The sequence below is a fragment of the Streptomyces mashuensis genome, from assembly GCF_014654785.1.
In the GTDB taxonomy this organism is placed as follows: Bacteria; Actinomycetota; Actinomycetes; order Streptomycetales; family Streptomycetaceae; genus Streptomyces; species Streptomyces mashuensis.
In genome coordinates, this window is the sequence record NZ_BNBD01000014.1 from 20035 (window position 1) to 40437 (window position 20403).

Here is a 20403-nt window from a genome sequence, read left to right on the forward strand (position 1 = left end):
GGTAAGCAGGAACCATGCCCGACCGTCCGCCCGCACAGCCCCGGCACCCCTGGCGCGCCCGCCAGGCGCTGATCGCCGTGCCGGTCGTGCTCATCGTGCTGATCTCCGCCCTCGACATCGCGACGGGCCCCGACATCCACCTCGGGCCCCTCCTCGTCGTGGCCCCGGCGGTCGCGGCGGCGTTCCGCGGCCCCCGGGCCACGGCCCTGATCGCCGTCCTCGCGATCGCGGCGCAGGTGGTGATCGGCGTGGTCCTGGGCGGCGTGGGCACGGCCAACCACATCGCCCAGCTGTGCACGCTGGTGGTGCTCTGCGTGTTCCTCGTGGTCTTCCGCTCCTCCTACGAACGGCGCGAGCAGGCCCTGAGCCGTGCCCGCTGGATCGCCGACGTCGCCCAGAAGGTGCTGCTACGCCCGCTGCCGCCGCGCATCGGGCCGCTGCGCATCGCGGCGCTGTACGTGGCGGCGGAGGCCGAGGCCCGCATCGGCGGCGACCTGTACGCGGCCGTGCGCGCGCCGGGCGGCACCCGGGTCCTGATCGGCGACGTGCGCGGCAAGGGCCTGACGGCGGTGGGGGACGCGGCGCTGCTGCTGGGGGCGTTCCGGGCCGCCGCGCACCGCCACCCGCCGCTGGCCCGGCTCGTCGCCCATCTGCAGAACACGGTGTTCTGGGACGCCACGGAGCTCACGAGCGACCCGGAGGCCGGCGAGGGCTTCGTGACCGCCGCGGTGCTGGACATCCCCGACGACGAGCCCGTGGTGCGCCTGGTCAGCTGCGGCCACCCGCCGCCCCTGCTGCTGCACCACGGCACGGTGACGCCCCTGGAGGTGACGGACCCGGCCCTGCCCCTGGGGGTGAGCGGTCACCTCACCGAGAAGGACTACCAGCCGGAGACATTCCGCTACGAGGAGGGCGGCCTGCTGCTGCTCTACACGGACGGCGTGGTCGAGACGCGGGACGAGCAGGGGGCCTTCTACCCGCTGGCCGAGCGGCTGGCGCAGTGGAACGACACGGACCCGGCGCGCCTGGTGGGCCGGGTCCACGACGACCTGCTCGCCCACGCGGGCGGAGCGCTCGACGACGACGTCGCGCTGGTGGCCATCGAGCGCCGGGACCACCGGTACGCGCCGGCCGACGACCGGCAGGCGGTCCTGCCGTAGGGTGCAGCAGCCGCCGCCCGCCCGGCTCAGGCGGCCCGGGCCCCGGCTCCGGCTGTCGCTTCCGCCGCTGCCGCCCCCGCCCCTTCGCTGATCTCCGCCATGAGCATCCGCAGCGTCCCGCAGTACTTGCTGGGCGGCAGCGCCTCCAGGGCGGCGCGGGCGTGCGCCACGCCGCCGGCCCGGTCGCCGGCCCGGACGAGCATCAGTCCGCGGTGCAGCTCCAGGTGGGTGGCGAAGCGCGGCAACGTGCCGGGCAGCTCCCGGCGGGCCTCCTCATGGGCCCGGAGGGCGCCCTTCTCGTCGCCCAGCCGGGCCGACAGGAGGGACAGGAAGCCGCTCAGGCGCCACGAGGCGACGGCGAAGTCGCTGACGCGGCCGGCCGACGGGGCCGCGTCGAAGACGCGGCGGCTGCGCCCGGCGAGCTCCAGGGCCGTACCGGTGTCGCCGCGCCCGGCCGCGGCGTACGCCTTGCCCAGCAGGGCGTTCAGCAGCCCCGTGGACGGCGTGTCGTCGATGGCGAGGGCCTGTTCGGCGAGCAGGTGGGCCAGGCCCGGCGCGAAGCGCCCGTAGCCGAGGGTGAGCGCGGCCCGGCCGCGCACCCACACGCGGGTCGCCCGGTCCCCCGACCGGTCCGCGGCCTCCACGGCCGTACGGAACCACGTCACGGCGCGGTCCTGGTCCGGGGCGCCGAAGGTGGTGGCGTAGAAGGTCATGAGCCGGGCGGCCACCGACCACATGCGGGGGCTGCCGAGCTGCTGCTGCACGACCACCAGGTCGGAGACGACCCGGCGCTGGAGCTCGGCCGCGCCCTGCGCCATGTAGTCCTCGCCGTAGCGGGCCAGCAGGTCCTCCCACTCCTCCTCCGACGGGCCGCCCCGCAGCCGCGCGGCGAACCCCAGGTCCAGCAGGTCGGCGGCGACCGCCGGGGCCACGGACGTGGCGGCGACGCCGCTGAGCAGTCCCTGCCCGTGGGCGGTTTCCGGCCGTCCGTCCAGCACGGCCACGGGCACTTCGAGAACGGCTGCCAGGCAGCGCAGGTAGAAGGGGCCGGGCCGGACCCTGGAACGTTCCCAGCCGCTGACGTACTCGCGGGTGAGGCTCGTGCCGAAGGCGGCGTTGAGCTCCGAGGCCAGCCGGCCCTGGCTCCACCCGCGGCCCGTGCGCAGTTCCCTGATGAGGTCTCCGATGATCACTACGGCAGCATGCCACTAGGAATGCCACTACCGTCCCACCCCCCTCGGGCGGCACTCTGAAGGGGCCCGCGCACCGCGGGCCCGGACGCGCCACGGGGGTGTGCGCCCCGACCCGCGGTGCTCGGGCCGACCCGCCGCGGCTCAGCCCCGGTAGGCGTCCTCCAGCTCCCGGATGACGATCTTCTTCATGCCGAGCATGGCCTGCATGACGCGCTGCGCCTTCTCCGGGTCGGGGTCGCCCAGCAGGTCGGTCAGGGCCCGGGGCACGATCTGCCAGGACAGGCCGTACTTGTCCTTCAGCCAGCCGCAGGGCCCCTCCTCGCCGCCCTCGCTCAGCCGGGCCCACAGCTCGTCGACCTCCTCCTGCGTGGCGCAGTCGACGGACAGCGAGATGGCCTCGTTGAACGTGAACCGGGGGCCGCCGTTGAGCGCAACGAACCGCTGCCCGGCGAGCTCGAAGGCGACGGTCATGACGGTGCCCTCCGGGCCGGGCCCGGCCTTGCCGTACCGCTGGACATCCACCAGGCGGGAGTCGTCGAAGACGGACATGTAGTACTGCGCCGCCTCCTCGGCCTGGTGGTCGAACCACAGAAACGGCGTGATCTTCTGCATGGCGCGCTCTCCTGTCCGTCGGTGCAGTGGTTCGTCGGATGCGGTGTCCGTCGGTGCGGATGTACCGAGTAGACCCGACGCGCCGCCCGATGTCCCGTCAACCGCCGGCCCGGCCGGGCGTGGCGCGGAAAAACCGGTCGAGCCGGCGCCCGGGTGGTGCGTAGGGTGTGCGGGCCGGCGGCGGACGGGGGTCACCGCCGGCAACGCCTGCCCCGCCGCGTCGTTGAGCAGGCGTCATGAGAGTTCTGCGCCTGCTCGTCCCGGCCGTCCTGTGCGCGCTGGTGCCGTCCGCCGCCGCACCGGCCGGCGGGCCGCCCGGCGTGGTGTCGGTACGCCCGCTGACGGCGCTGGACCGTGCGTTCGCCGCGTACGCCGAGCGGACGCCGGCGCCGGACCACTGGACGGGCGGGGACAGCACGTACTCCGTCCGTACGCCCGCCGGCGAGCTGTGGATTTTCTCCGACACGTTCCTGGGCACGATCCGGCCGGACGGTTCCCGCTCCCCCGTCACCGGCGACGGCGGCACCACCCCGTTCCTCCACAACAGCTTCGTGCTGTGGGGACCCGCCGGGCCGCGCACCGTCACCGGGCGCGACCGCGCGGGCCGGCCCGCCTCCGTCGTGCCCGAGCCGGACGCCGGCAGCTGGTACTGGGCGCGGGCCGGGGTCATGGAGGGCCGCGAGGCGGCGGTGGTGTACGTGCGGTACGCGCGCACCGGCCCCGGGCCGCTGGACGTGGCGGCGCGCGGCAGCGTGCTGGCCCGCTTCGCGCCCGGCCGCGGGCGGCCGCGCTCCCTGACGCCCCTGCCGGCCGTGCCGCGTGTGGCCTGGGGCGCCTGGCTGGAGCGGCAGGGCCGGTACACGTACGTCTACGGCACCGAGCCGGACGGGTCGGGCGGCCACCACGTGCGCCTGGCCCGCGTGGCCGGGCCGGGCCTGCGCGGCCCCTGGGCGTACTGGACGGCGGACGGCCGCTGGTCCGCGGACCCGGCGCGCGCCGCCCGCCTGGCGGGCCCCGGCGGCGCGCCGCTGCGCACGTCCGACGAGCTGAGCGTGGTCCGGCACGGCGCCTGGTACGCGCTGGTGACCCAGCGGGCGGACCGGCCCTTCAGCGCCGAGGTGTGCCTGGCCTGGTCGCGGGGGCCCGGCGGGCCGTTCACCCGGCCCCGCCCGGTGTGGACGGCGCCGGAGGCCGGGCCGTACGGCACGTACCGCGACGCGGACGTCATCGCCTACAACCCGCACGAACACCCCGAGCTGGAGCGGCCCGGCGAGCTCGTCGTGTCCTACAACGTCAACAGCCTCGACCCGGCCGGCGTCCTCCGCCGCGCCGCGATCTACCGGCCGCGTTTCGTGCGGGTCGTGCTGCGCCCGCCCGCGCGGTAGCCGGGGCGGCGGCGGTGCCGGTCCAGTGCGCGGGGCGGGTCAGCGAGGCGGGCAGCCTGGTGGCGCTGTCCCCGCGGGCGGCGTTGACCTGCGGCTGGGTGAGGAAGAGGCTGCCGGTGAGGTCGGCGCCGGACAGGTCGGCGTCGCGCAGGTCGGCCCCGAGGAGGTCGGCGTCGCGCAGGTCGGCGCCGGTCAGGTCGGCGGCTATGAGGTACGCGCCCCGCAGGTCCGCCCCGCGCAGGGCGGCACCGCGCAGCCGGGCGCCCATGAGGTCGGCGCCGCGGTGGGAGGGGCGGCCCTTCTTCGGCTGCGGCACTCCGGCCCGCGCCAGCTCGCTGGCGCGCGACAGCAGCCCGCCCACCAGCTGCCGCTGCGCGCCGACGTCCACGCCGGGCAGTTCGGCGGCGGGCAGCAGGGTGAGGCGGCGGGTCTCCTCCAGGGCGGCGCGCAGCTCGGCGTGGACGGGCCGGGCGGCCTCCAGGGCCAGTGCCTCGGTGAGGTAGCGGAGCAGTTCCTGGAGGTGGCGCACGACGGGGAAGACGTCGAACATCTCGCGTGCGGTCTCGGGGGCAGTGCGCCAGTCCCGGCCACCGAAGGTGATCTGGGACACCTTCTGGCCGGCGCCGAAGCAGTCGTAGACCGTGCAGCCCGACCAGCCCTGCGGGCGGAGCCGGGCGTGGATGCCGCAGCGGAAGTCGTCCTGGAGGTTGGCGCAGGGCGTGCCGGCCGCCTTGGTGACCGGGAAGTCGGCCGAGCGCGCGAACGGCAGGGCCACGCAGCACAGGCCGAAGCAGTTCGCGCAGTCGCCGCGCAGGTCCGTCGTGCTGTGGTCCTGCGCGCTCTGGTCCTGCGGGCTCTGGTCGTCAGTCATCAGTCGGGATCACCGGTCGTGGGAGGGATGGAGGGCGGCAGCCTCGCCCTGCGAGGTGACCCCGGCCGATTCTACGGGGCGGCGTTCAGGGGGTGATCAGCTGCCAGGGCCCCCAGGCGCCGTGCGGGGCGAGCCGGACCGTCCGCCAGAAGCGGTCGCGGTTCCATTCGCGGGCCGTCACGCTCAGCCGGCCGTCGGGGAGCTCGGTGATCGTGCCGGGCTGGCTGAGGCCCACGTTCGGGTCCGGCACCCGGCCCATGGACTGTGCGGGCCCCCAGCCGTCCGCGGGCGTGCGTTGGGTGCGTACCTCCATCGACCGGTCGTCCAGGCGGCTGGAGGCGAAGGCGTCCAGGCTGCCGTCGCGCTCCCGGAAGAGCACCAGGCCGCCGTGGTACGGCGCCGGGGACAGCCCGAAGCCCTCGGGGGCGGTCCAGGTGCCGTCGCCGGGCTGCTCGACGGTGTGGCAGAAGGTGCCGTAGGTGGAGAAGAACACCTCGATGCGGCCGTCGCCGTTCTCGGCGGCGGTGACGTAGTAGCTCTTGGGACCGACGGTGGCGGCGCTGACGCGCTCCCAGTCGCCGTACGGGCCGCCGGGCTCGTCCTGGGAGCGGTGCCACAGGAACGGCAGGGGGGACGTCGCGGTGTCGTCGTAGAAGAGCTGGAACTCGTCCACGCGGCCGTCGGCGCGCGGTACGGACACCCGGCTGTCGGCGGAGGCCCGGCTCGCCCGGCCCTGCGCGGCCGGGTCGGACGCGCAGCCGGCGGCCGTGGTGACTGGTGCCGGTGCGGCGCCGGCCGTCGTCGCCGTACAGGCCAGCGCGGCAACAACCACCGCACTCACCACCCACGCCCGCCGTCCCGGTCCGTGCCCCATGACGCCCACCCCTCCCAGTCGGTGCTGCCCGTCGCACGAGCCCCGCACGAGGAGAGCATCCTCGCGTCGCCCCCGGCCCGCGACCAGAGCCGCTTTCCGGTCAGCTGGCCGGTTCCCTGACGCGTGTTCGCTCTCAGCGGTGCGCCCCAGGCCAACCGGGTGCCGGCCGACGGCGTCTCCCCCGCTGCGCGCCCTGCCGGGGCGGGCAGGGAGAACGGAACGGGGTGGACGGCATGGACAGGGCGGACGCGGTGGGACGGCCGCGCGGACTGGTGGACCTGCGCGGGCGGCACGACGCCCCCGCGGTGCTGGCCTACCCGGCGGGCGCCGTCGTGGTCGTCTCCGGGCTGCCCGGCAGCGGCAAGAGCACGCTGATGCGCCGCTGGTCGGACGCGGCGGCCACGGTGGACCCGCGGGTCGTGCACGAACGCTGCGCGGCGGTGATGCCGGACCGCCTGCCGTACGGGGTGTACCGCCCCTGGGCGCGACTGGAGCACGCACGGTGGCTGCGGGCGGAGGTGCGACAGGGCCGACCGGTGCTGGTGCACGACTGCGGCAGCCGGCCGTGGGTCCGCCGCTGGCTGGCCCGGACGGCAGCACGGCAGGGCCGGGAGTTGCACATGGTGCTGCTGGACGTAGGGGTGGCCGGTGCGCTGGCCGGCCAGGAGGCCCGCAACCGCCGAGCCCGCCCCCGGGTCTTCGCCCGCCACCGCCGCGGCCTGGACCACCTCCTGCGCTCCCTGACGCTCCACGCCCGGTCGGGCGCGGCGGCCCCGGACCCGGTGCCGGAGGCGGCGTCGGTGGTGCTGCTGGACCAGGTGTCACGCGAACGCGTGCGGGCGGTGGAGTTCGGAGCGGAGGCGGCGTCGGCACCGTATGGGAGGACGGCGGCGGCCTGACCGCCCACATCTACGGCTGTGAGGACGTCCCGTTGCCCTGGCCGCCGTCCGCCTCGCCCGGGAAGTCGTCCGCGGGCAGCTGGTGACCGACGGGGGACCATCCTGCACGCCTCCGCCGTCGTCCGTGGCGGCCGGATCGTGCCGGCCCTGGGTGACAAAGGCGGGTGCACCGAAGACGGGCGAACCGACACCTGAAAACCGTCTTCGGTGCACCTCCGACGAGCCCCTCAGGTAGCCGTATCCCGCTGGTGCTGCTCGATGACGACATTCGCCCACGGGCACATGACCAGGCGCGGGATCATGGCAGCCGGGAACCAATGCAGCAGGACCCCTTCCGTGAGGGGCAGTGCGTGCGCCTCACCGTCCCAGCGCCCAAGAAAGATCGTGATCTGGTCGCTCGTGTCGGCCGGGACGTGCGCCGACACGACTGTGTACCTCTTGAGTTCCGGCAGGACCAGGCCCGCCTCTTCCTTGAGCTCCCGGGCGATAGCGGCCTCGGCCGTCTCAGCCCCTTCCCGACCCCCGCCCAGCAGCGACCACGTGCCCGGATCGCAGATGCCTTTGGTGTTGTCCCTCAGGTGCAGCAGGTACTCGCCGGCTGAGTTGACGATGAGCGCCGCGGTGCCATTCGGTTCCTGCACGGCATTCCCTCCTGTTTGTCGAACGGGCGGTCAGTGCTGGGGACGGCGCGTCGAGTGTCGGCGCCAGCGATACGTCTGGTCAGTGATCGGCAGCAGGAGCACGGGCCTCCGGTGCGTGGATACGGGGAAGACGCAACAGGTCACGTCACCAGTCTGACCCTGCCTGGTTGCTGACCGGCCTGCGCGCTACCGGAGTACGTCTCCCGCACGGCGGTCTGCCACAGGTCCTCGCCCTCGTCATGGCCGCCACCAGGCCACTGCCATGCACCCGAGGAGGTGCGCAGCAGCATGATCCGGTACTCCGCGTCATGGACGACGGAGGCGGCACAGCCGAGAATCCGCGCGCGGCTCGCGAGCCATTCGGCTCGGGGAAGCTTCGGGTGCGTGGTCAACGTGCCGTCCTCTCCCTCAGGATGCTGATCAGGCGGATTCCGGGAACGGGCGCCGGCGCGGCACGCTTCTCCCGCATGGTGCCGAGGGGAGCAAAGTAGGGCCGTACGACGCCGTCGGTGAGCTGGTCATCAGCGCCCAGTGACGGTCGCCGTACGACCAGTGCCGCCACTCGGTCGGGTAGTTCACGAGCCCCGCTCCGGTCAGGGCGGAGGCGAGGATGCGGCGATACTCGCGGGCCTTGGCGCTGAATGTTCTCTGAGTCCATGTAGCAGGCCCCGTTGCTCTGTTCCGGGGTGGTGCTCGTGCTGGCGCCCAGCTGGAGTTCATGGCCGTTCGGCGACGTACTGCTCGAAGTACCGTTCCTGGAGCTCCGGCAGCCGGTACCCCTCAGCGAGGAGCAGCCGCAGCCCCTGCGGCAGTGCAGCCTGTGCGGCCAGGAGTCGTTCGAGATGATCTCGGGCATGGTCAAGCCTTCCTCTCCATCAGTAGGGCGGCCGCTTCGTTGACCGTGCGGATGGTGTGGTGGGGACGGAGAGCAGTGCCGGGCAGCGCCAGACCGTGCGAGACCCACACCGTGGTGAGGCCGACACGGTGGGCGCCCGCGATGTCGTTCTCGAGACTGTCGCCGACCATGACCACGTGCCGCCCCGGCTCGGCGCCGAGCCGGGTAAGGGCGTGGTGAAAGATCCGCGCGTCCGGTTTGCGGATCTCCACGGCGTCGGAAATGACGACGGTGTCGATGAGGTCGTAGAGCCCGGCGCGGCGGAGTTTGCTGGTCTGGTTGTCCACCATGCCGTTGGTGACCACGCCCAGGCGCCAGCCGGCCTGGCGCAGGCCGGTGAGCAGCGCGCACACCTGCGGGTCCGGCTCGACCAGCTCAGGCATTCGGCGCCGGTACTGGGCATGCAGCTCTGGCACGTCGGGCCGGACGCCGAAGGTGGCCTTCACCAGCTCGAAGAACTCTGTCCGCCGCGACGAGTATGCCGGGTCCGTCTTCAGCAGCCACTCGAGCGGGACCTGGTGCTCGGCGGAGAACTCCACCGCCCATCGTTCGAACACTTGTCGGCGCCGGATCAAGGTGTCGTCCAGGTCGAACAGCCCTACCGGGTCAGGCATGGTCTTTCCCGAGGTAGACGGCGCCCTCGGCTGGATCGTTGAGCACGGCGTGGACGATCCGGGGAAGCGACGGCGGCAGCAGCCGGACGTGCTCCGGCTTGGCCAGGGGCACCCACTCGACGCCGGTCTGCGTGTCGTCCTCGTTGTGGCCGCCGAGCACTGCGGGCTCCGCCACGATCTCGCACCAGAACATCGCCTCCACCCGGTGCGACGCCCCCGACAACATCGACATCCCACCCGGGTGGCGAGCGGGGATGTACTCGCGGAGCACCACCAGGCGCCGGGCCTTGACGGTGACGCCGGTCTCCTCCAGCACTTCCCGCTCGGCGCACTCCTCGTTCGGGCACCCGGCCGTGCTGCACGTCCCATTGGCCGGGGCCCTGGGAGAGGTGAGCGCCGCCGGCTCCGCCATGGGAGGCCGTTCCAGCGTGTGGGCATGCTTACTGCCTGATGAAGCTTCCACCTTCCGTTGTCCCTCCCCTTGGGTAAAGAGCGCCCGGTTGAAGGCACCCAGTGCCTAACTGGTTTCGCCTGCGGATGGTCACGGCCCGCGTGGCCGCTTCGCCGAGCACGGGCCCTCGGACGGTGAACAGCGCAGGAAGGGACGCTCGCTGGACTTCCACGCGGCCCACACGGCGAGTGCGAAGCCAGTAGGGTGCGCCGGGTGAAGAGCGACCACCGCCCCGCCACCGCATTCCGTCTCATCGTCACAGGAGGAGGGACGGGAGGGCACACCTACCCGGCCCTCACAGCGATCCGAGCTCTGCAGAAGCGGCTGTCGTCCGAGGCCAGGGCTCTGGAAGTGCTGTGGATCGGCACCGCTGATGGGCTGGAGGCGCGTGTGGCACCGGCTGAAGGAATCGCGTTCGCCACGGTGGCGACGGGGAAGATCCGTCGCTCGAGCAACCCGCTCAAGATGATGTCGGCGGCGAACGTGAAGGACATGGCCCGGGTTCCTCTTGGCGTGGCTCGGGCGAGGAAGCTGGTCGCGGACTTCCAGCCGGACGTGGTGCTCGCCACCGGCGGCTATGTCGCCGTCCCGGCCGGCCTGGCCGCCCGCATGTGCCGTCGCCCGCTGGTGCTGCACGAGCAGACGGTGCGCCTGGGCCTGGCGAACCGGAAGCTGGCCGGCTCGGCGACGCGGATCGCCGTGTCCTCGGAGTCGACCGTGCCCCTCCTGCCCGAGGCGGTGCGCGGCGCCGCGGTGGTCACCGGGAACCCGGTCCGGCCGGAGGTGCTGGCCGGGAACCCGGACAAGGCGGTGGAGGCCCTGGGCCTGCACGGTTTCGACCGGCGGTTGCCGACCGCGTACGTCACCGGCGGCGCGCAGGGTTCCCAGCAGATCAACAACCTCGTCCGGGACGTCCTGCCCTGGCTGCTGGAGCAGGCGAACGTGATCCATCAGTGCGGCCCCGACCACGTCGACGAGCTTCGGCGGCACGCGGCCGCCTTGCCGGCGCCGTTGGCGGGCCGGTACTACCTTGCCGGGTTCGTCGGTTCGGAGCTCCCCGATGTCCTGGCGCTCGCGGACATCGTCGTGTCGAGGAGCGGGGCCGGGACCCTGGCCGAGCTGACCGCGCTCGGCAAGCCGGCCGTGTTCGTCCCCCTCGCCTCCTCGGCAGGGAACGAGCAGGCCCACAACGCCCGCCACCTGGAGGACGCCGGCGCTGCCGTCGCCCTGCTCGGTGATGTCACCGCCCGCCGGCTCCAGGACGCGGTGGGCCCGCTCCTGGCCGATCCCGCGCGCCGGGATGCGATGGCGGAGCGGGCCCGGGCGCACGGGAGGCCGGACGCGGCGGACCGGCTCGTCGACGTGATCCTGTCCGCCGCGTCCGGCTGAAGCACGGGGCTATCGCAGGCTTCGGCCGAGGTGCAGTGCCGTGCCTGCTTCGATCAGCACGGCGCAGTCGTGGAACGCGTCGTCGCCCTGGCCCATCGGGTCGGGGACGTCGCGATCACGGAGGTAGAGGCCGAGCTTGCGCCCGTGGGCCTCGCTGCAGATCGCCCGGAGCGTTTCGAGGACGGCGGCGTCCATCGCCAGGACGTCATCGGCCCAGTCCAGCATCTCCAGGGTGATCTGCTGCGCCCGGTGAGGGGTGAGGTCGAGCCCTAGCCGCCGGGCGGCTTGGATCATCGACGGGTTGGCGGGTTGGTCCTGCCATTTGCCGATCAGCCCTGCGGAACGGACGGTCGTGGCCGCGCCGCACCTGCGGGTGAGCGCGACCTGGGCGAACGGGGAGCGGCAGTAGTTTCCCAGGCACACGGTCAGCAGCTTGCGCATCACGCACCTCCGGATGCCTCGAGGGCCTGTGCGAGGGCGGAGACCACGAGATCGATGTCCGTCTCGGTGAGGTGCTGGTGGAAGGGCAGGCTCAGGATCTCCGCGGCGGCCTGCTCGGTGGCGGGTAGGGGGCGGTGCCAGGTCGCGAAGGCGGGCTGGAGGTGGTTGGGCGGGTAGTGGACGCCCACGCCGACGTCCCGGGCCCGCAGGTCGGCGAACACCTGATCTCGGTGGGGCACGCGGACCTGGCACAGATGCGGTACGGAGTGGTCGGCGTCGACGTCGACGAGTATCACGCCGTCCAGCGTGGCGAGCGCCTTCCGGTAGGCGTGCCAGAGGCGGCGGCGAGCGTGCTCGGTGGTGCCGAAGTGGTCGAGCTGGGCGAGGCCGATGGCGGCGTTGATGCCGGAGAGTTGGTAGCGCAGGCCGAAGGTGTCGACGTGGTAGGTGGTGGCGTTCGCGCGCTCACTCTGTGACTGGGCGACGCCGAGGAGCCGGACCTGGCGGATCGTGTCGGCTTCCTCGGGGGCGCGGGGGACGACCACACCGCCTTGGCCGCAGGTAAGGTTCTTGATCGGCCCGAACGAGAAGCAGGTCAACGCCCCGGTCGCCCCCACACGGCGCATGCCGTTGCGGGAGCCGAAGGCGTGCGCGGCGTCCTCGATGACGGTGATAGAGCGTTCGGCCAGCTCATCGCGGACGGGAGCGAGGTCGACCGCCCTGCCCCCGAAAAGCACCGGGATGACGGCTGCGGTGGCACCGCTGACCGCTTCCATGACGAGGCGGTCGTTCACACACAGCGTGGTGGGGTCGATGTCGACGAAGCGCGGGGTGGCACCGACGGCCAGGATCGCCTGGGCGGTCGCGCAGAACGTCATGGAGGGAACGATGACCTCGTCGCCGGGGCCGACCTTGGCGGCGAGCAGGGCGCAGTGAAGGGCCGCGGTGCCGGAGGCGACGGCCACGGCATCGGGCACGCCGAGGAACCCGGCGACCCTGCGCTCGAACTCCTCGGTGACGGCGGTGTGCCCGTACTGCCCGGACTCCAGGACCCGGGCGACCGCACCGGCCTCCTGCCCGTACAGGTAGGGGCTGGCGTTGCGCCTGGCGTCCGGCCTGGACGTCGCGGTCACGACGGCTCTCCCTTCGCGGCGGCCGTGAGCCCGAGCTCGGTGGCGTCGCCGACAGCCAGGGTCTCGACGTAGTTCGTCAGGAACACCCCGGTCCGGTACGCGAGGCGGTTGTGGTCGACCGGCAGTCCGAACAGGCCGTTCACCATCTGGCCGATGAGGTCCGCTCCGGCGGCTTCGGCCAAGGGGAAGCCGCCGGCGATCCGGACGTTCAGCTCGGTGATCGTGGCCGAACCGTCGTCGAGGATGAACCCCTGCACGCAGCACACGCCGCGGGCCCGGACGGCGCCCAGCGTCGTGATGACGAGGTCGCGCACGATGGCGTCGTCGAACGTGGTGGAGACCGTGGCGAGTCCGGCCTTCACCAGGTCCCGGCGGCGCAGGATCACCGACGCCCGTCCGGTGTCGTCCACCAGGCAGTCCGCGGTGAACTCCCGGCCGTGGACCCGCTCCTGCACCACCGGTTCCGCAACGAGCTCGCACAGGACGCGGGCGTGTTCCCGCCTGTCGACGAAGTGGACGTTCTGCGCCCCGTGGCCGCGCCGGGGCTTGACGACCAGCCGCGTCCCATTAGGGACCTGGCCGAGTGCCTCGGGCCGCCAGGTGCGAGGGGTCGCGATGCCGTGCTCGAGCAGCACCTGGTGAAACGCCGCCTTGTCGATGCAGGAACGCACCGACTCGGCATCCGGGAGCCACAGGCGGACGCCGTCGGCCTCCAGCTGGGGCAACATGTTCACCAGCGGCGGGATGTCGTTCTCGATGCCGGCCACGACGGCGTCCACCGATGCGTCCCGGCAGACCTTGGCCATGACGCTGGAGTAGTCGGGATCGGTGGCGAGGGGGATGACCTGGGGTACGACGCCGGGCAGCAGGAACCCGGGGGCGAGGGGGGCGGCGTCCGCGGCGACGACCTTGTGCCCCAGACGGGTGAGGCTGCGGGTCAGCCTGAAGCCCGGGTTCGCGCCGACGCCGGTCACGAGAATCCTGCGCGCCATGGGCCGGTCACTGGGCATGGACTTCCTCCCCAGCGGGCGCGAGCGCGACCGTGGCACGGGCCGCGCGGGGGTTGCGCACCAGTGGCGCCCAACGGCCGGGATTGTGCCGGTACCAGTCGACGGTCTCGGCGAGACCTTCCTCGAAGTCGTGCTCCGGCCGGTAGCCGAGGCCGGCGACCTTGTCCCACGTCATGGCGTACCGGATGTCGTTCGACCGCCGGTCGGGCACGTAGACGACCGCGTCCCGGCCGGCGCCGCACAGGCGCAGCAGGTGGTCGGTCAGCTCGTTGTTCGTGCAGTCGGTGCCGCCGCCGAGGTTGTAGACCTCGCCGGGCACACCGCAGTGCAAGACGAGTTCGATGCCGGCGCAGTTGTCCTCGACGTGCAGCCAGTTCCGCACGTGCTGACCCTGGCCGTGGAGGGTGACCTGGTGGCCGCGCAGGAGCCGGGTGGCGAACAGGGGAATGATCTTCTCGGGGTGCTGGTAGGGGCCGTAGTTGTTCGAGCTGCGGGTGACGCACACCGGGACGCCGTAGGTGTGGAAGTAGCTCAGCGCCACGAGGTCGCCGGCGGCCTTCGACGCGGCGTAGGGGACCGTCGGGAGCAAGGGGTCGGCCTCGGTGGCGGAGCCTTCCGGCAGCGGGCCGTAGACCTCGTCCGTCGAGACGTGCACGAACTTGCTGACACCGTGCCGCATCGCCGCGTCCGCCAGGGTCTGGGTGCCGAGCACGTTCGTCGACAGGAAGGCGCCGGCAGCGAAGAACGAGCGGTCGACGTGCGACTCGGCGGCAAAGTGGACGACCGCCGTGTGCTCCCCCACGAGCGTGTCGACCAGGGCGGCGTCGAGGACGTTGCCGTGGACGAACGTCAGCTTCGGGCTGAGGAACGCCTCGCCGAGGTTCTCGATGTGCCCCGCGTACGTGAGGGCGTCCAGGACGGTCACCCCGGCGACGTCATCGCCTCGCAGGAGGCGTTTGACGAAGTGCGAGCCGATGAACCCGGCTCCACCCGTGACGAGCACTTTGTCCATGGATACCTCCAAGGAGATGTGAGCAGTGGGTCGGTTGCGTACCACCCGAGCGCGAGAGCCCCCATGTCCACCCCGGCGGTCGCTGTGGCCCCCGTGGATCGGCGCCGCTGCCGGCGAAGAGTGAGGCGGCACGGCCGGGGGGGGGACGGGTCACAGAGCAGCCGGCGCCCCGTCGGTCAGCCGGGCGTGCTTGCGATTACAGCTCAACTGTTGGCGTCGGAACATCAGTTGGATGTAGTCCTGGTGTAGTCCCGACTAAGTTCGGCGCTAGGCTTCCGACCCGGCCGGCTGTTGGGATGGCAAGCGTGGACAAACAGATCCGGCACCCGCTGGCGTATGCCCGGCTCCTGCGCTGCTGGACGCAGCCCGGCCTGGCCCGAAGGATCCGGCAAGCCGCTGCACGGCGAGGGCTGCGGTCGGGCGTGGACCGCCAACGGGTGTGGAAGTGGGAGACCGGCCGAGCTTTGCCGGATGAGGAATCCCAGCTGCTCCTGGCGGACGTATTCGCCGTGTCGCCCGATGCCGTCCGGGCCCTGGGCTGGCCGTACTGGCTTCCCGGCCGGGACGCCGTGCTGGAACTCGGCCCGGATTCCGCTGTACATGCTCTTCGAGAGGCCTTGAGTCAGTTGATCGATCGTCGATCCTTCGTCGCCTTCACCCCAGCCGCCCTCACCGGGCTTGCCCTCCAATGGGCCGAACGTGACCCGCACTCGCCACTGACCCAACTGCGGGGCGATCACGTGGACGCCGGAATCGTCGAAGGGCTGGAGCGCCACGGAGCCTGGCTGAACAGCCTGCCGACCGAACAGCGCCAGCACCTCGGCCCACTCCTCACCGGACATCTGGACACCATTACAGGGCTGATCGATCAGGGCCGATACACGGCCGCAGTCGGCAAACGCCTCCACACCCTGGCCGCGACCACGGCTCAGACCGCCGCCTGGCACCGCTTCGACCACGGCCGGCACGCAGCCGCCTCCCATCTGTGGCACGGCGCCCTGCACAGCGCACACGCCGCAGGGGACCACGACCTCGGAGCCGGGATCCTCTCCGACCTCGCCTACCAGCAGACCTGGCTCCACGACCCACGCACGGCCGTGCAGATCCTCGAACACGCCATCGCACGTGCAGAACACCCGACCGCCCAGTCGCTGCTCCAACTCCGCAAAGCCCGCGCCCACGCCGCCCTGGGCGAAGAACTCGCCTGCACCCGCGCCCTCGGCGCAGCCGAGAAGTTCTTCGACTCCGCCACAGGCACTCCGCCGCCCACGTGGTGCTCATGGCACGCGACAACAGATATTGCCGTTGATACCGGCCGATGCCTCCTCGACCTCGGACACCACCGCAGGGCCCGGCAACTCATCGACGAAGGCACCAGCATGCTGCCCGAAGCCAGGCTCAAGACGCGCGCAGTGTTCCTCACCTACGAGGCCGAGAGCCTCATCGCCTCGGGCTCCATCGACCAAGCCGCCGCTACCGCGCACCAGGCACTCACCATGGCCCGGCGCATCGGAGCACCCCGCTGCATCAGCCTGATCCAGGACCTCATGCCCTCCTTCACCGGGAAAAGGACGGTCGAGGGAGTGCCGGAGCTGTTGGAACTCGTACGAGCGAGCTGATGGGTAGCCTGCCGGATAGTGCTCGAGAGCGGCCTCGGCCTCCCGCCAGCAGCAGAGGGGGATAACCGGGCGGCCCGGTGAACTCATGCGCGAGCCACCACAGCTACTCAATCCAGATCCGCCGGCTCCTCCCGCGGTGGCCCGGCGGCGGGCGCGTCCGGCTCGTCCGGCGGTTCGTCGCGGTGGACGTACTGGAACGCCAGGCCCAGCACACCGGCGACGAGTACGCCGAGGCCGGTGAGGAAGAGCCAGAGGCCGAAGACGACGCCCAGGGCGGTGAGGGCGGCGCCCAGGGCGGTCAGGGCCGGGTAGGCGCTGTGCGGTGGGAAGAAGTCGAACGGGCCGGCGCGGTCGGCCACCAGGCCGTCCTTGCGGTCCTCCGGGCGGGGGCCCCGGCGGCGGTGGTTCGCTGCGCAGAAGAACGAGATGAGCGAGGCCATCACGAAGGACACCGTCAGCGCGGCCGTCCCCGCCGGTTCGCGGCCCGACCAGGCCAGGTAGCCGGCGCCGGTGCCCAGGAAGAACAGGGCGACGCCGGCGAACAGCAGGGATTCCGCCTTCATCCGCGGGGCCCCTCGTGCGGGTCGGGTGTCGGCGCGGCACCGGCGTGCTCCGGGGCGAGGGCCGCGGCCTCGGGGTGGTGCAGGTCGAAGGCCGGGGAGTCGGAGCGGACCTGCGGCAGCGCCACGAAGTTGTGGCGCGGCGGCGGGCAGGACGTGGCCCACTCCAGGGACCGGCCGAAGCCCCACGGGTCGTCGGTGCGCACCTTCGGCGCGTGGCGGGCGGTGTGCCACACGTTGTACAGGAACGGCAGGGTGGACAGCCCCAGCAGGAACGAGCCGATGCTGGAGACGGTGTTGAGGAGGGTGAAGCCGTCGGCCGCCAGGTAGTCGGCGTACCGCCGCGGCATGCCGCTCTCGCCCAGCCAGTGCTGCACCAGGAAGGTGATCTGGAAGCCGGTGAAGAGCGTGAAGAAGTGGATGCGGCCGAGGCGTTCGTCGAGCATGCGGCCGGTCCACTTGGGCCACCAGAAGTAGAAGCCGCCGAACATGGCGAAGACGACGGTGCCGAAGAGCACGTAGTGCAGGTGGGCGACGACGAAGTAGGTGTCGGTGACGTGGAAGTCGAGCGGCGGCGAGGCGATGAGGACGCCGCTGAGGCCGCCGAGCAGGAAGGTGACGAGGAAGCCGGTGGCCCACAGCATCGGGGTTTCGAAGGACAGCGAGCCCTTCCACATGGTGCCGATCCAGTTGAAGAACTTCACGCCCGTCGGCACGGCGATGAGGAAGGACATGAGGGAGAAGAAGGGCAGCAGCACGGCGCCGGTGGCGAACATGTGGTGGGCCCAGACGACGGCGGAGAGCATGGTGATGGCGATGGTGGCGCCGACCATGCCGACGTAGCCGAAGAGGGGCTTGCGGGCGAAGACCGGCACGATCTCGGTGATCACGCCGAAGAACGGCAGGGCGACGATGTAGACCTCGGGGTGGCCGAAGAACCAGAACAGGTGCTGCCAGAGCACGGCGCCGCCGTTGGCCGCGTCGAAGACGTGCGCGCCGAACTTGCGGTCGGCCTCCAGGGCCAGCAGCGTCGCGGTGAGGACGGGGAAGGCGAGCAGGGCCAGGATCGAGGTGAAGAGGATGTTCCAGGTGAAGACGGGCATCCGGAACATCGTCATGCCGGGGGCGCGCAGGGTGACGATGGTGGCGATGAAGTTCACCGAGCCCAGCGTGGTGCTCAGCCCCGCCACCACCAGCCCCATCGCCCACAGGTCGCCGCCGGCGCCGGGGGTGTGCACGGCGTCGTTGAGCGGGGCGTAGGCGAACCAGCCGAAGGAGGCGGCGCCCTCCGGCACGAGGAAGCCGGAGACCACGATGAGGCCGCCGAAGAGGAACAGCCAGTACGTGAGGGCGTTGAGGCGGGGGAAGGCGACGTCCGGGGCGCCGATCTGGAGCGGCATGACGGCGTTGGCGAACCCGGCGAACATCGGGGTCGCGAACAGCAGCATCATGATCGTGCCGTGGATGGTGACCAGCTGGTTGTACTGGCCGGTGGTGACCAGCTGGAGGCCGGGGCGGGCCAGTTCGGCGCGCATCACCATGGCCATGAGGCCGGCGAGCAGGAAGAAGCCGAAGGCGGTCACCAGGTAGAGGTTGCCGATGACTTTGTGGTCGGTGGTGGTGAGCCAGCCCAGGAGCCGGTCGCCCGCCCGTACCCGGCGCCCGGTCTCCTCCGCGGTCGCGCTCCGGCTGTCCGTCGCCACCTCCGCCCTGTAACCGGCGGCGGGGCGGCGCAAACCGGCCCTGCGCCATTCGGCGGGCCCACCGGCGGGGCCGCGCGGCCGGAGCGGCTCGCCGGGTGAGGATCGGGCCGGTGGCCGGCAGGCCGCCGCGTCCGTCCGGGATCACCTCGACTGTCAGGAGGTCGCCGTGCGCATCCTGCTCATCGCCGGCGCGTTCAACAGCCTCACGCAGCGCGTCTTCGCCGAACTCGGGGACCACGGGCACGACGTCCTCGTGGCCCTTGCCGAGGGCGAGGAGGAGCTGTGCGGCGCGGTGCGTCGCCACGACCCCGACCTGGTGGTCGCGCCCGTGCTGCGGGCGGCGCTGCCCCGGGAGGTCTTCTCCCGCCACACCTGCCTGGTCGTGCTGCCGGGCCCGCCCGGCGAGCGGGGCCCGTCGGCGCTGGACCGGGCCGTGCAGGAGGGGCTGCCCGTCTGGGGCGTGACGGTGGTGCAGGCGGAGACGGAGCCGGACGCCGGCCCGGTGTGGGCGTCGGAGGAGTTCGCGCTGCCGGCCGGCGTGCCCAAGGGCGACGTGTACCGGGGCGAGCTCGCCGACGCCGCCGTGACGGCCGTGCTGCGGGCGGTGGACCGGTTCGCCTCGGGCGGCTGGAGCCCCCGGCCGTGGCCGGGCCCGGGTCTGCGCACCCGCCCGTACCTGCCGCAGAGCGCCCGGCGCATCGACTGGGAGCAGCAGGGCACTGCCGAGGTGCTGCGGCGGCTGCACGCGGCGGACTCGCAGCCGGGGGTGCGGGACGAGCTGCTGGGCGAGGAGTGGTTCCTGTACGGCGGGCACGGCGAGGACCGGTTGCGCGGCCGGCCGGGCCGGGTGCTGGCCACCCGGGCGGGGGCGATCTGCCGGGCCACGGCGGACGGCGCGGTGTGGATCCCGCAGCTGCGGCGGCGCACCTCCCCGGACGGCCTGCCGGCGGTGAAGCTGCCGGCGGTGGCGGCGCTGGGCGAGCTGCTGCCGGACGTGCCCGACGTGCCGGTGCCGCTGGAGCTGCCGGCGCACCGGCGGACGTGGAGCGACATCCGGTACGCGGAGGAGGGCGAGGTGGGCTTCGTACGGTTCCGCTTCCCCGGCGGGGCGATGAGCACGGTGCAGTGCCGGCGGCTGCTGGCGGCCTGGCGGTTCGCCCGGTCCCGGCCCACGTCGGTGATCGTGCTGGGCGGCGAGCGGGACTTCTTCGGCACCGGTCTGCACCTGAACGTCATCGAGGCGTCGCCGGACCCGGCGCGGGAGTCGTGGGCCAACACGGGTGCGCTGGCGGACCTGGTGGAGGCGGTGCTCACGACGACCGACCGGTGTGTGGTGGCGGCGCTCGCGGGCAACGCGGCGGCGGGCGGCGCGATGCTGGCGCTGGCGGCCGACGAGGTGTGGTGCCGTTCGGGGGCGGTGCTCAGCCCGCACTACCGGACGCTGGGGCTGTACGGGGCGGAGTTCTGGACGTACACGCTGCCCCGGCGGGTGGGCGCGGAGGGCGCGGCGGCGCTGATGGCGGAGGCGGCGCCGGTCAGCGCGGCGCGGGCCCGGGAGCTGGGTCTGGCGGACCGGGTGGTGGCGGTGCCGCCGGCGGAGTTCGCGCCGGCCGTGGCACGGATGGCGGCGGAGCTGGTGGAGTCGGGCGAGGCGCAGGCGCGGATCGGGGAGAAGCGGGCCGCGCGGGAGCGGGAGGAGTCCGGCGGGCCGCTGGCGGCCTGCCGGGAGCGGGAGATGGAGCGAATGCGGCAGGCGTTCTTCAGCCCGGAGGCGCCGTACCACGCGCTGCGGTCGGCGTTCGTCCGCAAGCAGCCCACCGCGGCGACGGCGGCCCTGCTGGAGCAGCTGTCGAGGGTGCGCACCCAGCGCGCGCCGGCGACGCGCCAGGAGCCGTGTCAGATCTGAGCGTGGGCCGTGGGGTGCGGACACGGCCGCTCAGG

The 20403-nt window shown here is 72.8% G+C and carries 20 protein-coding genes and 1 pseudogene; 6 read left to right on the forward strand and 15 right to left on the reverse strand.

Features of this window, described 5'->3' with window-relative positions; genetic code table 11:
• Positions 1 to 14: 14 nt before the first annotated feature.
• Positions 15 to 1160, forward strand: a complete 1146-nt coding sequence (locus IE305_RS26255) for a PP2C family protein-serine/threonine phosphatase (protein WP_190132243.1) — start codon at positions 15 to 17, stop codon at positions 1158 to 1160.
• A 26-nt stretch (positions 1161 to 1186) separates the two neighbouring features.
• Here the strand turns inward: IE305_RS26255 and IE305_RS26260 are convergent, their stop codons facing one another.
• Both IE305_RS26260 and IE305_RS26265 read right to left on the reverse strand, forming a co-directional pair.
• Complete coding sequence (locus IE305_RS26260; RefSeq protein ID WP_190132244.1) at positions 1187 to 2353, reverse strand: helix-turn-helix domain-containing protein; 1167 nt, start codon at positions 2351 to 2353, stop codon at positions 1187 to 1189.
• Between the two features lie 141 nt (positions 2354 to 2494).
• The gene (locus IE305_RS26265; RefSeq protein ID WP_190132245.1) at positions 2495 to 2965 is read right to left on the reverse strand and encodes a VOC family protein; all 471 of its coding nucleotides are present in this window, start codon (positions 2963 to 2965) and stop codon (positions 2495 to 2497) included.
• Between the two features lie 236 nt (positions 2966 to 3201).
• Here IE305_RS26265 and IE305_RS26270 point away from each other — a divergent pair, with 236 nt between their 5' ends.
• Positions 3202 to 4350 carry a DUF5005 domain-containing protein gene (locus IE305_RS26270; protein ID WP_190132246.1) on the forward strand — a complete coding sequence of 383 codons (1149 nt, stop codon included), beginning with the start codon at positions 3202 to 3204 and terminating at the stop codon, positions 4348 to 4350.
• On the opposite strand, the gene IE305_RS26275 is transcribed toward IE305_RS26270, so the two are convergent.
• A complete protein-coding gene (locus tag IE305_RS26275; protein WP_190132247.1) occupies positions 4259 to 5221 on the reverse strand; it encodes a pentapeptide repeat-containing protein in 963 nt (320 codons plus the stop codon). The genes IE305_RS26270 and IE305_RS26275 overlap by 92 nt on opposite strands.
• 85 nt (positions 5222 to 5306) lie before the next feature.
• Positions 5307 to 6095 carry a PLL family lectin gene (locus tag IE305_RS26280; protein ID WP_190132248.1) on the reverse strand — a complete coding sequence of 263 codons (789 nt, stop codon included), beginning with the start codon at positions 6093 to 6095 and terminating at the stop codon, positions 5307 to 5309.
• A gap of 233 nt (positions 6096 to 6328) precedes the next feature.
• Between IE305_RS26280 and IE305_RS26285 the strand changes: the two genes are divergently transcribed.
• The gene (locus IE305_RS26285; protein ID WP_190132249.1) at positions 6329 to 6994 is read left to right on the forward strand and encodes an AAA family ATPase; all 666 of its coding nucleotides are present in this window, start codon (positions 6329 to 6331) and stop codon (positions 6992 to 6994) included.
• Between the two features lie 227 nt (positions 6995 to 7221).
• Here IE305_RS26285 and IE305_RS26290 read toward each other — a convergent pair whose 3' ends face one another.
• From IE305_RS26290 to IE305_RS26310, 5 genes and pseudogenes are all read right to left on the reverse strand, one after another.
• On the reverse strand, positions 7222 to 7635 hold the full coding sequence (locus IE305_RS26290) for an NUDIX domain-containing protein (protein ID WP_190132250.1): 414 nt from the start codon (positions 7633 to 7635) through the stop codon (positions 7222 to 7224).
• Between the two features lie 140 nt (positions 7636 to 7775).
• Positions 7776 to 8027 carry an NUDIX hydrolase gene (locus tag IE305_RS26295; protein ID WP_190132251.1) on the reverse strand — a complete coding sequence of 84 codons (252 nt, stop codon included), beginning with the start codon at positions 8025 to 8027 and terminating at the stop codon, positions 7776 to 7778.
• 28 nt (positions 8028 to 8055) lie between these two features.
• Positions 8056 to 8477, reverse strand: a pseudogene (locus tag IE305_RS26300) (M15 family metallopeptidase domain-containing protein); the annotation flags it as partial.
• Positions 8478 to 8493: 16 nt separating this feature from the next.
• Positions 8494 to 9144 (reverse strand): HAD family hydrolase, encoded by a 651-nt coding sequence (locus tag IE305_RS26305; protein ID WP_190132252.1) that lies wholly within the window; start codon positions 9142 to 9144, stop codon positions 8494 to 8496.
• Complete coding sequence (locus IE305_RS26310; protein ID WP_190132253.1) at positions 9137 to 9556, reverse strand: NUDIX domain-containing protein; 420 nt, start codon at positions 9554 to 9556, stop codon at positions 9137 to 9139. Before IE305_RS26310 ends, IE305_RS26305 begins: the two co-directional genes overlap by 8 nt.
• Positions 9557 to 9808: 252 nt before the next feature.
• On the opposite strand from IE305_RS26310, the gene IE305_RS26315 reads away from it, so the two are divergent.
• Positions 9809 to 10984 carry a UDP-N-acetylglucosamine--N-acetylmuramyl-(pentapeptide) pyrophosphoryl-undecaprenol N-acetylglucosamine transferase gene (locus IE305_RS26315; protein ID WP_190132254.1) on the forward strand — a complete coding sequence of 392 codons (1176 nt, stop codon included), beginning with the start codon at positions 9809 to 9811 and terminating at the stop codon, positions 10982 to 10984.
• 9 nt (positions 10985 to 10993) lie between these two features.
• On the opposite strand, the gene IE305_RS26320 is transcribed toward IE305_RS26315, so the two are convergent.
• From IE305_RS26320 to rfbB, 4 genes are read right to left on the reverse strand one after another with little or no spacing between them, the layout of a single operon-like run.
• Positions 10994 to 11425: an arsenate reductase/protein-tyrosine-phosphatase family protein gene (locus IE305_RS26320; protein WP_190132255.1), complete on the reverse strand. Its 432-nt coding sequence runs from the start codon at positions 11423 to 11425 to the stop codon at positions 10994 to 10996.
• Positions 11425 to 12558 carry a DegT/DnrJ/EryC1/StrS family aminotransferase gene (locus IE305_RS26325; protein WP_190132256.1) on the reverse strand — a complete coding sequence of 378 codons (1134 nt, stop codon included), beginning with the start codon at positions 12556 to 12558 and terminating at the stop codon, positions 11425 to 11427. Before IE305_RS26325 ends, IE305_RS26320 begins: the two co-directional genes overlap by 1 nt.
• On the reverse strand, positions 12555 to 13568 hold the full coding sequence (locus IE305_RS26330; protein WP_229891549.1) for an ATP-grasp domain-containing protein: 1014 nt from the start codon (positions 13566 to 13568) through the stop codon (positions 12555 to 12557). Before IE305_RS26330 ends, IE305_RS26325 begins: the two co-directional genes overlap by 4 nt.
• Positions 13558 to 14580 (reverse strand): dTDP-glucose 4,6-dehydratase, encoded by a 1023-nt coding sequence (rfbB, locus tag IE305_RS26335; RefSeq protein ID WP_190132257.1) that lies wholly within the window; start codon positions 14578 to 14580, stop codon positions 13558 to 13560. The genes IE305_RS26330 and rfbB overlap by 11 nt, the downstream gene beginning before the upstream one ends.
• 305 nt (positions 14581 to 14885) lie before the next feature.
• Here rfbB and IE305_RS26340 point away from each other — a divergent pair, with 305 nt between their 5' ends.
• Positions 14886 to 16199, forward strand: a complete 1314-nt coding sequence (locus tag IE305_RS26340) for a helix-turn-helix domain-containing protein (protein WP_229891551.1) — start codon at positions 14886 to 14888, stop codon at positions 16197 to 16199.
• Positions 16200 to 16306: 107 nt separating this feature from the next.
• On the opposite strand, the gene ctaF is transcribed toward IE305_RS26340, so the two are convergent.
• Both ctaF and ctaD read right to left on the reverse strand, forming a co-directional pair.
• Entirely contained in the window at positions 16307 to 16762 is a 456-nt protein-coding gene (gene ctaF / locus IE305_RS26345; RefSeq protein ID WP_190132259.1) for an aa3-type cytochrome oxidase subunit IV, read from the reverse strand.
• Positions 16759 to 18462 carry an aa3-type cytochrome oxidase subunit I gene (gene ctaD, locus IE305_RS26350; protein WP_190132260.1) on the reverse strand — a complete coding sequence of 568 codons (1704 nt, stop codon included), beginning with the start codon at positions 18460 to 18462 and terminating at the stop codon, positions 16759 to 16761. Before ctaD ends, ctaF begins: the two co-directional genes overlap by 4 nt.
• A 166-nt stretch (positions 18463 to 18628) precedes the next feature.
• Between ctaD and IE305_RS26355 the strand changes: the two genes are divergently transcribed.
• Positions 18629 to 20368, forward strand: a complete 1740-nt coding sequence (locus tag IE305_RS26355) for an enoyl-CoA hydratase-related protein (RefSeq protein WP_190132261.1) — start codon at positions 18629 to 18631, stop codon at positions 20366 to 20368.
• Positions 20369 to 20403 lie beyond the last annotated feature (35 nt).

Coding starts and splice junctions, on each gene's coding strand:
- rfbB (WP_190132257.1), bottom strand. CDS start 14,580: ATGGACAAAGTGCTCGTCACGGGTGGAGCCGGGTTCATCGGCTCGCAC.
- IE305_RS26255 (WP_190132243.1), top strand. CDS start 15: ATGCCCGACCGTCCGCCCGCACAGCCCCGGCACCCCTGGCGCGCCCGC.
- IE305_RS26330 (WP_229891549.1), bottom strand. CDS start 13,568: ATGCCCAGTGACCGGCCCATGGCGCGCAGGATTCTCGTGACCGGCGTC.
- IE305_RS26280 (WP_190132248.1), bottom strand. CDS start 6,095: ATGGGGCACGGACCGGGACGGCGGGCGTGGGTGGTGAGTGCGGTGGTT.
- IE305_RS26310 (WP_190132253.1), bottom strand. CDS start 9,556: ATGGCGGAGCCGGCGGCGCTCACCTCTCCCAGGGCCCCGGCCAATGGG.
- IE305_RS26305 (WP_190132252.1), bottom strand. CDS start 9,144: ATGCCTGACCCGGTAGGGCTGTTCGACCTGGACGACACCTTGATCCGG.
- IE305_RS26275 (WP_190132247.1), bottom strand. CDS start 5,221: ATGACTGACGACCAGAGCCCGCAGGACCAGAGCGCGCAGGACCACAGC.
- ctaF (WP_190132259.1), bottom strand. CDS start 16,762: ATGAAGGCGGAATCCCTGCTGTTCGCCGGCGTCGCCCTGTTCTTCCTG.
- IE305_RS26265 (WP_190132245.1), bottom strand. CDS start 2,965: ATGCAGAAGATCACGCCGTTTCTGTGGTTCGACCACCAGGCCGAGGAG.
- IE305_RS26285 (WP_190132249.1), top strand. CDS start 6,329: ATGGACAGGGCGGACGCGGTGGGACGGCCGCGCGGACTGGTGGACCTG.
- IE305_RS26270 (WP_190132246.1), top strand. CDS start 3,202: ATGAGAGTTCTGCGCCTGCTCGTCCCGGCCGTCCTGTGCGCGCTGGTG.
- IE305_RS26320 (WP_190132255.1), bottom strand. CDS start 11,425: ATGCGCAAGCTGCTGACCGTGTGCCTGGGAAACTACTGCCGCTCCCCG.